This window comes from Pseudocitrobacter vendiensis (genome assembly GCF_943590815.1).
GTDB lineage: Bacteria > Pseudomonadota > Gammaproteobacteria > Enterobacterales > Enterobacteriaceae > Pseudocitrobacter > Pseudocitrobacter vendiensis.
In genome coordinates, this window is sequence record NZ_CALSBS010000006.1 from 203,801 (window position 1) to 218,204 (window position 14,404).

Annotated in this window: 16 protein-coding genes; 9 read left to right on the plus strand and 7 right to left on the minus strand. The window is 52.7% G+C overall.

The genetic code is table 11. The annotated features are described in order from the left end of the window. The first annotated feature begins 1 nt into the window (after position 1). On the plus strand, positions 2–763 hold the full coding sequence (locus tag NMC31_RS09370; protein WP_253897734.1) for a DeoR/GlpR family DNA-binding transcription regulator: 762 nt from the start codon (positions 2–4) through the stop codon (positions 761–763). Positions 764–776: 13 nt separating this feature from the next. Here NMC31_RS09370 and NMC31_RS09375 read toward each other — a convergent pair whose 3' ends face one another. The 3 genes from NMC31_RS09375 to ptrR form a co-directional block, all read right to left on the minus strand. After that, entirely contained in the window at positions 777–1,136 is a 360-nt protein-coding gene (locus NMC31_RS09375; RefSeq protein ID WP_253897735.1) for an HVO_A0114 family putative DNA-binding protein, read from the minus strand. Between the two features lies 1 nt (position 1,137). Beyond that, a complete protein-coding gene (locus NMC31_RS09380; protein ID WP_149463477.1) occupies positions 1,138–1,428 on the minus strand; it encodes a toxin-antitoxin system TumE family protein in 291 nt (96 codons plus the stop codon). A gap of 76 nt (positions 1,429–1,504) precedes the next feature. Beyond that, complete coding sequence (gene ptrR, locus NMC31_RS09385) at positions 1,505–2,377, minus strand: putrescine utilization regulator PtrR (RefSeq protein ID WP_253897736.1); 873 nt, start codon at positions 2,375–2,377, stop codon at positions 1,505–1,507. A gap of 104 nt (positions 2,378–2,481) precedes the next feature. On the opposite strand from ptrR, the gene sad reads away from it, so the two are divergent. The 8 genes from sad (at position 2,482) to mqo (ending at position 11,121) form a co-directional block, all read left to right on the plus strand. Continuing rightward, positions 2,482–3,867: a succinate-semialdehyde dehydrogenase gene (gene sad, locus NMC31_RS09390; protein ID WP_253897737.1), complete on the plus strand. Its 1,386-nt coding sequence runs from the start codon at positions 2,482–2,484 to the stop codon at positions 3,865–3,867. Between the two features lie 207 nt (positions 3,868–4,074). After that, the gene (locus NMC31_RS09395) at positions 4,075–4,227 is read left to right on the plus strand and encodes a Hok/Gef family protein (RefSeq protein WP_253897738.1); all 153 of its coding nucleotides are present in this window, start codon (positions 4,075–4,077) and stop codon (positions 4,225–4,227) included. Between the two features lie 163 nt (positions 4,228–4,390). Then, positions 4,391–5,317 (plus strand): glutaminase B, encoded by a 927-nt coding sequence (gene glsB, locus NMC31_RS09400; protein ID WP_253897739.1) that lies wholly within the window; start codon positions 4,391–4,393, stop codon positions 5,315–5,317. Further along, entirely contained in the window at positions 5,317–5,682 is a 366-nt protein-coding gene (locus tag NMC31_RS09405; RefSeq protein ID WP_253897740.1) for a DUF4186 domain-containing protein, read from the plus strand. The genes glsB and NMC31_RS09405 overlap by 1 nt, the downstream gene beginning before the upstream one ends. Before the next feature lie 78 nt (positions 5,683–5,760). Next, positions 5,761–6,288, plus strand: a complete 528-nt coding sequence (locus tag NMC31_RS09410) for a GNAT family N-acetyltransferase (RefSeq protein WP_253897741.1) — start codon at positions 5,761–5,763, stop codon at positions 6,286–6,288. A 113-nt stretch (positions 6,289–6,401) separates the two neighbouring features. Continuing rightward, positions 6,402–7,853 carry a tagaturonate reductase gene (locus NMC31_RS09415; protein ID WP_253897742.1) on the plus strand — a complete coding sequence of 484 codons (1,452 nt, stop codon included), beginning with the start codon at positions 6,402–6,404 and terminating at the stop codon, positions 7,851–7,853. Between the two features lie 222 nt (positions 7,854–8,075). Then, on the plus strand, positions 8,076–8,990 hold the full coding sequence (locus NMC31_RS09420) for a bestrophin family protein (protein WP_253897743.1): 915 nt from the start codon (positions 8,076–8,078) through the stop codon (positions 8,988–8,990). Between the two features lie 454 nt (positions 8,991–9,444). Beyond that, entirely contained in the window at positions 9,445–11,121 is a 1,677-nt protein-coding gene (gene mqo / locus NMC31_RS09425; protein WP_436649965.1) for a malate dehydrogenase (quinone), read from the plus strand. Between the two features lie 141 nt (positions 11,122–11,262). Here mqo and NMC31_RS09430 read toward each other — a convergent pair whose 3' ends face one another. From NMC31_RS09430 to tenA, 4 genes are read right to left on the minus strand one after another with little or no spacing between them, the layout of a single operon-like run. After that, positions 11,263–12,198: an ABC transporter substrate-binding protein gene (locus tag NMC31_RS09430; RefSeq protein WP_253897759.1), complete on the minus strand. Its 936-nt coding sequence runs from the start codon at positions 12,196–12,198 to the stop codon at positions 11,263–11,265. Between the two features lie 22 nt (positions 12,199–12,220). Next, positions 12,221–12,973 (minus strand): ABC transporter permease, encoded by a 753-nt coding sequence (locus NMC31_RS09435; RefSeq protein WP_149463467.1) that lies wholly within the window; start codon positions 12,971–12,973, stop codon positions 12,221–12,223. Next, the gene (locus tag NMC31_RS09440; protein ID WP_253897745.1) at positions 12,970–13,710 is read right to left on the minus strand and encodes an ABC transporter ATP-binding protein; all 741 of its coding nucleotides are present in this window, start codon (positions 13,708–13,710) and stop codon (positions 12,970–12,972) included. The genes NMC31_RS09435 and NMC31_RS09440 overlap by 4 nt, the downstream gene beginning before the upstream one ends. Then, a complete protein-coding gene (gene tenA / locus NMC31_RS09445) occupies positions 13,707–14,390 on the minus strand; it encodes a thiaminase II (RefSeq protein ID WP_149463466.1) in 684 nt (227 codons plus the stop codon). Before tenA ends, NMC31_RS09440 begins: the two co-directional genes overlap by 4 nt. Between the last annotated feature and the right edge of the window lie 14 nt (positions 14,391–14,404).

Sequence of the window (14,404 nt, forward strand, 5' to 3'; positions counted from 1 at the left end):
AATGAAGGGATATAACCGGTTAGAGCAGATAATGGATTACCTGAAGAGCCACAATCTGGTCACCGTTGATGAGCTGGTGGGGGTAACGGATGCATCACCGGCCACGATTCGTCGAGACCTGATTAAACTCGATGAGCAAGGTGTTATCAGCCGCACCCACGGCGGTGTGACCCTGAACCGGTTTATTCCTGCCCAACCCACAACTCATGAGAAAATGCAGCGCAGCCTGGCAGAAAAACACGCCATTGCCACTGCTGCTGCGTCGATGGTTAAAGCGGGGGATTCTGTCGTCCTTGATGCCGGTACGACAATGATTGAACTGGCTCGGCAGATTACCCATTTACCGCTTCGCGTGATCACAAGCGACCTGCATATCGCGCTCTTTCTGGCGGAATTCAAACAGATTGAAGTGACCATTATTGGAGGGCGTATCGATGACTCCAGTCAGTCCTGCATTGGTGAACATGGCCGAAAATTGCTGCAAAATACCTGGCCGGACGTGGCATTTTTAAGCTGTAACGGCTGGGACCTGGAGAAAGGAATTACGGCACCCACAGAAGAGAAAGCTGCGCTAAAGCGCGACCTTATCGCGCATGCTTCTCGCAAAATTTTGTTGGCCGACAGTTCTAAATACGGTGCATGGTCACTGTTTAATATCGCGCATCTTGATGAACTGACGGAGATTATTACGGATAATCAACTTGATGAGCAGGCGCGTAGCACGCTGCAAGCACTTCCAACCCGGTTAATCATTGCTGACTAACCGGGGAGCTTTTCTAAGCCGCGGCATTGATCGTAAAATCGAAATGAATGGCCTGATAGGGGAATTGGGTACCATTTTCACCGCGGACTAATAATCCGCTGTTCAATAATGCCGTTACATCCGTGTGCACACCCTTAACATCTCGCCCGACGAGTGAAGCAATTTCACGAATGGTAAGTTCCTGGCGTCCGGCCATGGCTTGTAAAATTGTCATGCGGTTGGGGGACAGAACTTTGTGCATAACGGCCCAGGAAGGAAAAGAAATCACATCGCTTTTGCTATTTTGTTCACCTTTTGAGGCGGCGTGCATAGCAGACATAACGTCTTTCGAGAAGTCGTTCATGCTCTCGATCTTGATGGTTACGGTACGCATATCACCTCCGTTCATTGCGAATAATTTCAACGTCTTTCAGGAAATCGTTAAAGAGTTGCTCAATACTTTCAAAATGGGTTGAGATTTCCAGCTGACCTATATGTTTGTGATCTCCTTTCCCTCTCTCGTTGTCATAACGCATGACACAAATCCCTGAAACAATATAAGCCATACTGTACTTGTAATAGTGAGTCGACCCGGAAACATTGGGGTCGACTTCCCATATAAGGATCTGAATAAACTCATTTTCATCCAGATAGCGCGTAAATTTTTTAAATAGAGTCGCCGTCATTCCGTTGCCCTCCCTGCGTGTTGTAATTATCACCAACGCATCTTGTGTTGTCAATTATTACAACAAGAGGCAGTAGCTAGTCATTAACATCCGATGATTCATCCAGCAATTCAATAAACGCTTCTAACTGGCGGCTTTTCGCACCACGTCGCCAGACCAGCCAGGTCGTCAGCCAGCGCCATTTCTCTTCCAGCGGCCAGGCCTCGACCTGGTGATGTCCGGGCATACTTTCCAGCATACTGCGCGGCATCAACGCTAATCCCGCTCCGGCTATCACGCAGGCCAGCATTCCGTGATAGGACTCCATTTCGTGAATTCTACCGGGCGTTGCGTGATCCGCCTGAAACCAGCTCTCGAAATGGCGGCGATAAGAGCAGTTGGCACGAAAGGCGTAAATGCTCGTGCCGTTGACGTCGCTGGCGCGGGTAATTTTAGGATGCCCATTCGCCGCGACGATCATCATCTCTTCCTGATAAACCGGCATGCCTTCCAGTCCCGGATGCATCAACGGGCCGTCAACAAACGCCGCACTCAACGAGCCTTCTAACACGCCGTCGATCATGGTTCCGGAAGGGCCGGTCGCCAGATCAAACTGAATCTTTGGGTAACGCTGGTTATAACGCGCCAGCGTTTCCGGAATGCGAACGGCGGCAGTGCTTTCCAACGCACCGAGGGAAAATAAACCCTGCGGTTCATCGCCGGCGACCACCATACGGGCTTCATCGACCAGCGCGAGGATCTGCTGGCTGTAGCGCAGAAAACTGTGCCCGGCGGGTGAAAGGCGTAAGCGCTGGCTTTCGCGAATAAACAGTTCTACGCCCAGGTCCGCCTCCAGTTGGCGAATACGGGTGGTGAGATTCGAGGGCACGCGGTGCACAACCTGCGCGGCCTGGGTAATGCTGCCGGTTTGCGCGACGGCGTTAAACATCTCAAGTTGCGTCAGGTCCATGGTATTCTCAATTCGTGAATGATTGGCTTAATATTATTCAGTTTTCATAAAGACAACAAGCGTCCAGAATGACAGCATCACATCACCGGATAAGAGAGAAGAGAATGACTTCACCTGCAACTCACGCAATTTCCATCAACCCGGCTAATGGCGAAACACTGTCGGCGTTGCCGTGGGCGACAACCTCACAGGTCGATGAATCTATCGCCCTTGCCGATGCTGGCTATCGACAGTGGCGTAATACATCCGTCACGGCGCGCGCAGAGGCGTTACGTGCTGTTGGCCGCGTACTGCGTCAGCGTGGCGAAGAGATGGCACAAATGATGTCTCGCGAAATGGGCAAACCGATTGCTCAGGCCCGCGGAGAAGTTACGAAATCGGCCAGCCTTTGCGACTGGTACGCCGAGCATGGCCCGGCGATGCTGAATACCGAATCCACGCTGGTGGAGGATAACAAAGCCGTTATTGAATATCGTCCGATGGGGCCGATTCTGGCGATTATGCCGTGGAACTTCCCGTTGTGGCAGGTGTTGCGCGGTGCGGTGCCGATTCTGCTGGCCGGGAATAGCTATCTGTTAAAACACGCGCCTAACGTTATGGGCAGTGCGGAACTGATCGGCAAGATCTTCAACGAAGCGGGTCTTCCTGCGGGCGTTTTCGGCTGGGTGAATGCCACCAATGATGGCGTGACGCAGGCGATTAACGACGTGCGTATCGCCGCTGTGACAGTAACGGGAAGCGTGCGTGCAGGTCGTGCGATTGGCGCTCAGGCCGGCGCTGCGCTGAAAAAATGCGTGCTCGAACTGGGCGGTTCCGATCCCTTTATTGTGCTGAACGATGCGGATCTCGATATCGCGGTGCAGGCGGCTGTTATCGGGCGTTATCAAAACACCGGGCAAGTTTGCGCTGCGGCGAAACGCTTTATCGTTGAAGCCGGGATCGCGGATGCTTTTACGCGCCAGTTTGTCGCGGCAACTGAGCAACTGAAAATGGGCGATCCGCTGGATGAGCAAAACTATTTAGGCCCAATGGCGCGCTTTGACCTGCGTGATGAACTACATCAACAGGTGCAGGCTACGCTTGCTGAAGGGGCGACCCTGCTGTTAGGCGGCGAAAAGATGGCCGGAAACGGTAACTTCTACGCGCCGACTGTACTGGGGAATGTCACGTCTGACATGACGGCATTTCGTCAGGAGATGTTCGGCCCGGTCGCGGCAATTACCGTGGCGCGGGATGCCGACCATGCCCTTGAATTGGCAAACGACAGTGAGTTTGGTCTTTCAGCGACTGTGTTCACTGCCGATGACGCGCAGGCGCAACGCTTTGCCGAACAGCTTGAATGCGGCGGGGTATTTATCAATGGTTACAGCGCCAGTGACGCGCGCGTGGCTTTCGGCGGCGTGAAGAAAAGCGGATTTGGTCGAGAACTGTCGCATTTTGGTTTGCATGAATTCTGCAACGTACAAACGGTGTGGAAAGACCGTCGATAATTTCGACAAAGGATTATCGATCAACGCGTAAACAGGGAAGGCGCGGCGTAAGATGGGTGTGGGTGCTTGAGGCTATCTGTCTCAGGCATTTGCAGGATGGCAGATAGAGAAAAGCCCCGAGTGATTTTTCAATCAACCCGAGGCCCCCTATATGTCAGCACATGTAGAGTGCCTCTTACAGACCGTAAGGTCAAGGAAAAGAGCGCGATGAAACAGTACAAAGGGATGTTACTGGCCCTGGTCATCATCTGTGTTTCCGCCAATGTGGCGGTGCTGGTCATGAGAAAAGATCTCTGTGAGGTCCACATCCGAACTGGCCAAACGGAGGTTGCTGTTTTCACAGCGTGCCGAACCATGTAAGAGCACCGGCGGGGAGCGATCCCCGCCACGCTTTGTGTGTCAGGCATATCCACAACGCACCCAATTTTTCCTCAGCCCGCTTCGTGCGGGCTTTCTTATGTTTCATCCATCATGCTCTGTTATACTTGCAGGCCGGAAATAGCCTGCGGGCAAGGAGTAGTAAGTGACTACGGTCATCGATAATGACATGCTGGCGTCGATTTTAGCCGACGTCAGGCCGCTGATTGGGCAAGGTAAGGTGGCGGACTATATTCCGGCACTGGCCCAGGTGAGCGGTAACAAGCTGGCGATTGCCATCAGCACGGTGGATGGCCAGCACTTCTCGGCGGGTGATGCCGACGAACGTTTTTCCATCCAGTCCATCTCGAAAGTGCTCAGTCTGGTGGTGGCGATGAACCACTATTCGGAAGACGAAATCTGGCAGCGCGTCGGGAAAGATCCCTCCGGTCAGCCCTTTAACTCACTGTTACAGCTGGAAATCGAGCAGGGTATTCCGCGTAATCCGTTCATTAATGCGGGTGCCCTGGTTGTGTGCGATATGTTGCAAGGGCGTTTAAGCGCGCCGCGCATGCGTATGCTGGAGATTGTGCGCACGCTGTGCGGCGTTGCGGATATTACCTATGATACGGTAGTGGCACGTTCTGAGTTTGAGCACTCTGCACGTAATGCGGCGATCGCCTGGTTGATGAAATCCTTCGGTAATTTCCATAATGATGTGGCGACGGTGCTGCAAAACTATTTTCACTACTGCGCGCTGAAAATGAGCTGCAACGAACTGGCGCGGGCATTTTTGTTCCTGGCGAATCAGGGCCGGGCACCGCATATTCACCATCCGATTATTTCGCCGATGCAGGCGCGGCAGGTTAACGCCCTTATGGCGACCAGCGGCATGTATCAGAATGCCGGTGAATTTGCCTGGCGCGTTGGGTTGCCGGCAAAATCCGGCGTGGGTGGCGGTGTGGTGGCGATCGTGCCGCACGAGATGGCGATTGCTGTCTGGAGCCCGGAACTGGACGAAGCCGGTAACTCACTGGCGGGCGTCGCGGTTCTGGAAAAGTTAACGCAAAAGATTGGACGTTCAGTGTACTAATGGTTCCTCTCGATAATTTGTTCACACGTCTGGCGCGCTCACCGTTTCGCAGCCGTTTTAAACTCGGCGTAAAGGAGCGGCAGTATTGCTATGACAAGGGCCCCGATGTTATCGACCGTCATGCTGCAGATTTCGTTGCATCCCGACTAGCCCCGGCTCAGCCAAAAAACGATGGCAAGCAAACGCCAATGCGCGGTCATCCAGTGTTTATCGCCCAGCACGCCACGGCGACCTGCTGCCGTGGCTGCCTGGAAAAATGGCACAATATTCCGGCGGGAACGCCGCTTGATGACGCTCAACAACACTATATTGTCGGCGTCATTCACCACTGGCTGGTGATTCAAATGAATAAGCCGCAATCATAAGTAAATGCGATGACGGCGCCTCTTGTGCCGTTACGCGCCGCCAGCGATAGTGACATGAAATTCACAAAGGAGAGTTTCATGAGCCCGTCATTCACCGTACGTACGCTATCGCGTGATGATATTTTGCTGCATCTCAACGATCTGACCGACATCCTGATTAACTGCGTAGAAGGTGGGGCGTCGGTGAGCTTCATGCTGCCTTTTAGCCGGGATAAAGCGCTGGCGTTCTGGCAACGTGCTGCTGAGAGCGTGGTGGCGAATGAACGCATCTTACTTGCGGCGATGGACGCGCAGCAGCGGATTGTCGGCACCGTCCAGCTTATTACTGATCAGCCCGAAAATCAGCCGCATCGCGCGGATGTTGCCAAACTACTGGTGCATGCAGATGCCCGGCGTTTTGGTATAGCAAGTCAGCTGATGTCGCATCTGGAAACGTTGGCGCGTGATGCAGGTAAGAATGTGCTCGTGCTTGATACCGCCACGGGAAGCGGGGCGGAGACGTTCTACCAGCGTGCTGGCTGGCAAAAGGTGGGTGAAATCCCGCGTTATGCACTGATGCCTGCAGGGGAGTTAACCGCTACCAGTGTGTTTTATAAATTCCTCTGAATTATGAATTAGTCCTCAGATTTTGATCAAAACAGGGTTTCATTGTCTAAAGATCTGGTAAGTTATTACACCAATTCCACCAGGTTGTATGACTAATTAAAAAGGAAACGATTGTGAAGACTCTGAACCGCCAGGACTTCCCCGGTGCGCAGTACCCTGAACGTATTATTCAGTTTGGCGAAGGTAACTTTCTGCGCGCATTCGTTGACTGGCAGATCGACCTGCTGAACGAGCACACTGATTTGAATGCCGGTGTTGTGATTGTTCGCCCGATTGCCAGCGATTTCCCGCCGCCACTCAGCACGCAGGATGGCCTGTACACGACCATCATTCGTGGTCTGAATGAGCAAGGCGAAGCCGTGAGTGATGCGCGTCTGATTCGTTCGGTTAATCGTGAAATCAGCGCTTATGCCGATTACGACGCTTTCCTGAAACTGGCACACAACCCGGACATGCGTTTTGTCTTCTCGAATACTACCGAAGCGGGTATCAGCTACCATGCTGGCGATAAATTCGATGACGCGCCAGCCGTAAGCTATCCGGCTAAACTGACCCGTCTGCTGTTTGAACGCTACACGCATTTCAACGGTGCGGCAGATAAAGGCTGGGTTATCATTCCTTGCGAACTGATTGACTATAACGGTGACGCGCTGCATGAACTGGTGCTGCGTTACGCGCAGGAGTGGGCGCTGCCGGTGGAATTCGTAACCTGGCTGAATGAGTCCAACACCTTCTGTTCCACCCTGGTTGACCGTATTGTTACTGGTTATCCGCGCGATGAAGCGGCGACTATTGAAGCGGAACTGGGTTACAAAGACGGCTTCCTCGATACCGCAGAGCACTTCTACCTGTTCGTTATTCAGGGCCCGAAATCGCTCGCCAGCGAACTGCGTCTCGACAAACTGTCGCTCAATGTGCTGATTGTTGATGACATCAAACCGTACAAAGAGCGTAAAGTTGCGATTCTGAACGGGGCGCACACGGCGCTGGTACCGGTTGCCTTCCAGGCCGGGCTCGATACGGTCGGTGAGGCGATGAATGATGCGGAAATTTGCGCATTCGTTGAGAAGGCGATTTATGACGAGATTATCCCGGTGCTTGATTTACCGCGCGATGAGCTGGAGTCCTTCGCCAGCGCGGTAACGGGGCGTTTCCGTAACCCGTATATCAAGCATCAGCTGCTTTCCATTGCTTTGAACGGAATGACAAAATTCCGTACCCGTATTCTGCCGCAGCTGCTGGCAGGGCAGAAGGCGACTGGCAAACTGCCTGCACGTCTAACTTTCGCCCTGGCGGCCCTGATTGCGTTCTATCGCGCAGAGCGTAACGGTGAAACGTATCCGGTGCAGGATGATGCGCACTGGATTGAACGTTATCAGCACCTTTGGGCGCAGCATCGTGATCAGTTGATCAGCACCAGTGAGCTGGTCAAAGCCGTGCTTTCTGTGAGTGAGCATTGGGAACAAGACCTGACTCAGGTTGTCGGTCTCGTTGAGCAGGTATCACTGGATCTCGACGCGATTCTGCTTCAGGGAATGCGTAAAGCCGTTCAGCCTTTGTGCTAATGGCATGATAACCAGACCCGGCGATGGCCGGGTTATTTATATACTCTAATTAGTTACAACATACATATTTTCTCTTTCTTTAATCCATACCGAAGCATCGTGCATTAACATTTTTAGCAGGAGTGGAAGGAGATTGATTATACGCGACAGCCGTGCAAACCGCTTGAATATGTGACTGCAATCACGTTTAATAAACAAGTTTTTAACTTAATCGATAACTCTATGATCGCGCGTCCTCATCAACACTGGCTGCCTCGCATTCTTGTCTGGCACGGTTCGGTGCTCCCCAAGATATACTCTCGCTTGCTACTTAATTTCTTGCTCTCCATTGTGGTGATTGCGATTTTGCCGTGGTACACCTCGCTGGGTATCAAGCTCACTGTCGCGCCATTCAGTATTCTTGGCGTCGCTATTGCTATCTTCCTGGGCTTCAGAAATAACGCCTGCTACGCCCGTTATGTCGAAGCGCGGTTGCTGTGGGGGCAATTGATGATTGCGTCACGCTCCTTGCTGCGGGAAGTGAAAAATACACTTCACGACGAGCCCAATATTGCAGAGTTTACCCGGCTGCAAATCGCGTTTGTCCACAGCCTGCGGTTGTCATTACGCCGCCAGCCAGCGGAAGCGGTGCTGGCGAACTATCTTGATGACAAACAGCTGGCACAGGTTCTGGCCGTTCAAACACCTGCAAACCGTATTCTTCTCATGATGGGAGAGTGGCTGGCCGTTCGTCGCCGTGAAGGTAAACTGTCGGACATTCTGTTTCACAGCCTGAATAACCGGCTTAATGATATGTCGGGCGTATTGGCCGGATGTGAGCGTATCGCCAATACGCCAGTGCCTTTTGCCTATTCGCTGATTCTGCACCGCACCGTTTATCTGTTTTGCATCATGCTGCCGTTCGCGCTGGTTGTCGATTTGCACTATATGACGCCGTTTGTGTCGGTGTTGATCTCGTATACGTTTATCGCGCTGGATACGCTGGCGGAAGAGCTGGAAGAGCCGTTTGGTATGGAAGATAACGATCTGCCGCTGGACGCTATCTGCAACGCGATTGAGATAGAGCTTCTGCAAATGAACGATGAAACCGTGATCCCGGCAAAACTGACGGCGGATAAGCATTATCAGCTCACATAGTGTGCAAAAGTAAAAGAGGGGGACGCAGCCGTTTTTTATTGGCATACTCGTATTCATAACCTGTTGCGATCGGCTTATGATGGTCACGTAGCATTAAGAAATCATTAAGGTTTTCCGTGTTAGATAGTCATAACCGGCATAAGGAGAATCAAAATGGAAAAAAGAATCGAAACCGCAGTGAACCTGATCATCTTCATTTCACTGTTTGCCACCGCCTGGGACTTATCGTTAGTCCAGGACTTCTCCTGGTAAAGCCTCCTGGTTCACTCCCTCGTTCGACAGGAACGAGGGAATCTCGCGACGTCCTCATCTCTAAATTACCCAACCAATATTAATGCCAATTTATTTAATTAAATAACTAAATAAACCTGTAATTATATAATAGTGCTAAAAATGTTGTAGATATTTTAAAATAACGTAAAAATGCTTTACTATATTTATTCATGTTTCATCAATGCTATGTGAAATTACTATTATGCCTGCAATTAAAAAGACAATTATCTCACTCACCTCTGTGGCGCTGTTTGTCAGTTCGGCAACCTGGGCTAATTCTGAAACCTCACAAAAAACCGATTTTCTGCTGATTGGCGGCGGTATTATGAGTGCCTCTCTGGGCACGTGGCTCCAGGAGTTGCAGCCAGACTGGAAGCAGGTCATGGTCGAGAAACTCGACGGCGTGGCGCTGGAATCTTCCAATGGCTGGAATAACGCCGGTACGGGTCACTCCGCGAATATGGAGCTGAACTATACGCCTGAACGTGCGGATGGTTCGATTGATGTCAGCAAAGCGCTGGATATTAACGAGCAGTTTATGATCTCGCGTCAATTCTGGACGGCGCAGGTGAAACGCGGCATTTTACGTGAGCCGCACTCCTTTATTAATTCCACGCCGCATATGAGTTTTGTCTGGGGCGACACCAACGTTAATTATTTGCAAAAGCGCTATGATGCGCTGCAAAAAACCACGTTGTTCCAGGGGATGAAATTCTCCACCGATCACCAGCAAATTCAGCAATGGGCTCCGCTGGTTATGCAAGGGCGCGATCCCCAGCAAAAAGTGGCCGCGACCTGGACACCCGCCGGTACCGATGTGAACTACGGTGAAATTACCCGACAGCTGATCGGCAGCCTGAAAAAAAGCCCGAATTTCTCTTTGCAAACCTCGTCTGAAGTGACGGAGTTTAAACGCAATGGCGATAACTCCTGGCACGTGACAATTAAAGATGTGAATAACGGTAAAGAGCACGCGATTGACGCCAAATATGTGTTTATCGGTGCGGGCGGTGGGGCGCTGAAATTACTGCAAAAAACCGGTATCCCTGAGGCTGATAATTATGCAGGGTTCCCGGTTGGCGGATCTTTCCTGATGACGGAAAACCCGGCTATCACCAAAGCGCATTTGCAGAAGGTCTATGGCCAGGCGTCCGTTGGCGCGCCGCCGATGTCCGTACCGCACATTGATGCGCGTTTCATCGACGGTAAACGTGTGGTGCTGTTTGGGCCCTTTGCGACGTTCTCCACCAAGTTCCTCAAAAATGGCTCGTTCTTCGATTTGCTGAGCACCACGACAACCAGCAACGTGATGCCGATGACGCACGTGGGACTGGATAACTTTGACCTCGTCAAATACCTGATTAGCCAGGTTATGCTGAGCGATGACGACCGTTTTGCCGCGCTGAAAGAGTACTATCCGCAGGCGCGTAAAGAAGACTGGAAACTGATTCAGGCGGGGCAGCGCGTGCAGATCATTAAGAAAGATGAAGACAAAGGCGGCGTACTGAAGCTGGGTACGGAAGTGGTTGTTGACCAACAGCGTACCATTTCTGCGTTGCTGGGCGCGTCTCCGGGCGCATCGACCGCTGCACCTATCACCCTGAACGTGATCAAGAAAATGTTCCCGGAACAGTTCAGTTCGGAACAATGGCAGAGCAAAATCCGCGCGATCGTGCCAAGCTATGGCCAGGAACTGAACGGTAACAGCGCGTTGACGCAACAGGTATGGGACGATACCGCTGCTACACTGCAGCTGGTTAAGCCTCCGGTCATTCAAATGAATGCTAATGTAGGTGACAACGTCACGCCCAAGGCGGCACAGCCCGAAGCGTCTCCGCAGCACGATATGGCGCTGTAAAATTACCTGATGCGCTGCGCTTATCCGGCCTACAAGAATTCTGCACTATTTTGAATTAGCGCTATTTTGTAGGCCGGATAAGGCGGTTACGCCGCATCCGGCAATAACAAAGCGCACTTCGTTAGCAATCTGATGTACGGCTCACATAACCCCGGTGGCGTATTGCTCCACCGGGGTTATTTTTTTGATGAGCTTGTTATCAAATAAAAACTGCTCGTAATGCTCATAGCGGGCTTTATCCAGCTTTGCCGGATCTTGCGCAAAGAACGGCAGCGTTTTCATCCATGCCTGCTGATTCAGTTCGGTATTCAGCTCAGGATGCAGGCTGGAGAACGTTTTCCAGCTTTCCTGCGGATGCGCGTGCAGGTAGTCGCTGCCTTTTTTCAATGCTGCGAGGAATTTTTTAATCTTCGGTTCTTCAGCCGCGTCTTTATTCGCCACCAGAATCAGTTCATCGTAGGTGGGTACGCCGTAATCCTCGACGTTAAACACCACTGGTTCTTTCCCCTGAAGTTGAATCTCCAGCGCTTCTATGTTGCGATAGCCGCCAATCACCGCGTCCACTTTTCCGGTCAGCAGGGCACTGGTTAGCTGGAAGTTAACGTTGATAAGTTTCACTGCATCCGCTGGCGTATTGCTATGTTTCAGCATGGTAGCCAGAGTAGCCTGCTCGATGCCACTGACGGAATAGCCCACGCTTTTCCCTTTTAAATCAGCAGGTGATTTAATATTTTTATCCAGCGCAATCACTGTATTCAGCGGCGTATTAATGAGTGTGCCCACCCGCATTAGCGGTAAGCCCTGGTCGGCAAAGAAGTGCAGCTGCGGTTGATAGGTGATCGCCAGATCCGCCTGTTTTGCCGCCACCAGGCGCGGAGGAAGCGCCGGATCGGAAGGCGGGATAATCGTGACGTCGAGGCCTTCTTCTTTAAATGCCCCGATTTGCTGTGCCACCATCACGGGGGCGTGGTCCGGGTTAATATACCAGTCCAGTACCAGTGTGACTTTCTCCAGTGCCCAGGCGTTTGGCGAAAGGGTGCTGGCAATAATCAGCGCAGAGAGAGCAGGTTTTAGCATTTTTGTTGTCATCGTAGTTTTCTCAATGGTTATCCGGAACCCAATAAATCAGGCGATGTAACAGGGCATCGATGATCATCCACAGCGAGATGGTCATCAAAACGAGTATCAGAAGGGCGGCGAAACAGATATCACTCTGCATGCGCGCGTTGGCGTTGAGCATCACGTAACCCAAACCTTCCGCCGAACCAACCCATTCGCCAATGATGGCGCCGATGGGCGCAACGGCTGCCGCCATGCGCAGGCCGGAACCAAAGGCAGGTAGGGCAGCCATTAACTGCACATGACGAAGCAGCGCCCAGCGTGACGCTCCCATGGTGCGGGCCAGGTCGAGATAATCGCCACTCACCCGGCGCAAACCGTCAAACAGCGCCGAGGTGACCGGGAAGAAGATAATCAACACCGCCATGGTGACCTTAGCGCTCATACCAAACCCAAACCACAGCACCAGTAGCGGAGCGAGGGCGAAGACAGGGATCGCCTGGCTGGTTAATACCACCGGCATTACCCAGCGCTGAAGACGGGGAGAAAAGACCATGCACAGCGCCAGAATCGCTCCAAGCAGTACACCAATCACCAGGCCACTGGCGATTTCCGATAGGGTGATCAACGTGTGCCAGCCGAGGTAACGACCATTGTCGTGCAGGGCCTGAACGACCGCCGTGGGTGAGGGCAGCAGGAATGACGGGATAGAGCCGAGCGTCGCCAGCCACCATAACCCCACTAAGCCTGCAAACAGCGTCATCCCACGCCAGATACGTGATAAGAAAATCATTGTGCCCCCCGAATGAGCTGTTGCATAAGCTCACGTTGGCTCTGGATAACCAGAGGATCGTCAAGCTCGCGTGGCGGTAGGCCAGCCATTACGTGGGAGGCATCGATGCCGCCAGGATGTTTCGCCAGAACCAGAATGTGATGACTCAAGCGGCAGGCCTCTACGGGGTCGTGTGTGATCAGTAACACGGTACGGTCAGCCAGCAGTTCCGCCGCCAGCGCTTGAATCGTGGCGCGGGTAATCGCGTCCAGCGCGGAAAATGGCTCATCCATCAGGACTATCGGCTGCTGTTCGTAGAGAGTTCGGGCGATGGCGGCGCGCTGGCGCATCCCGCCGGATAACGTCTGCGGAAGGGCGTGGCCATAACTGCTTAGCCCAACACGCTCAAGCAGCTCTTGCGCCCATTCGCGATCGGCTTTTTCTCCGCGTAGACGTGCACCCAGGCAAACATTCTCTTCAATGGTTAACCACGGATAGAGCAGATCGCGTTGCCCCATCCAGGCGATTCGGCCTGCAAGCGGGCGACCATTTTCATCCGTCACGCTACCCGATGTGGGTGCGGCCAGCCCGGCAACAATGCGCAGCAGGCTGGTTTTACCTGCACCGCTGGCACCCAGCAAGGAGACAAAATGCCCTGCCGGGATAGTCACGTTCAGGTTCTCGAATATCGTCTTTTTGCCATAACGCAGCGTAAGATCTGTCAGCCTGATCGCGGGGGATTCATTCACTGACTTCATGATTTCGCGTTCAACCCCATTTGCCAGAACGCACTTTCCAGCCGGGTGGCGGTGGTGAAGATAGATGAAAGTTCAGCGATACGGCTTTCTCCCCCGCGCTGGGCCGCCAGATTTTCAAATAGCGTCAGAGAGGCTTGTACGCCTGCCAGATAGTCCTCATCACCATAGTTCCGGATCCACGGCGCGTAAGGATTACCCTCAAAGACGGTCGCCGGATCGTTGAGCAGGCGCAGGCCTATTTCCGCATAGCCTGCCACGCACGGCATCAGTGCGGTGAGCAGATCAAGCACATCGCCAGAATGCCCCACATCCAGCACGTAACGGGTGTAGTTCACCGTTTCGGCGGCTTCTTCGACCTGCGTAACGTCGGACTCCGTTAATCCCCATTGCTGGCAGTAGCTGATATGTAGCGGCAGTTCATTGAGAATGGCATTCAGTGATGTCGTCGCCGTGCGCATCTCCGGTAGGTTTTGCAGTTTGCTCACCAGCAGTGCGTAGGCGCGGGCGAAATGAACTAAAAACAGGTAATCCTGGGTGAGGTATCGGCGGAACGCAGGTTCAGGCAGGGTGCCATCACCCAACTGCTGGACAAATTCGTGCGCGACGTAATCGTGCCAGTGGTGATCCGCCAGCATACGAAGACGTCCATAAAGACCGGTTTCAAACAGGGGTAAAGACATAGGACCTCCAGTCA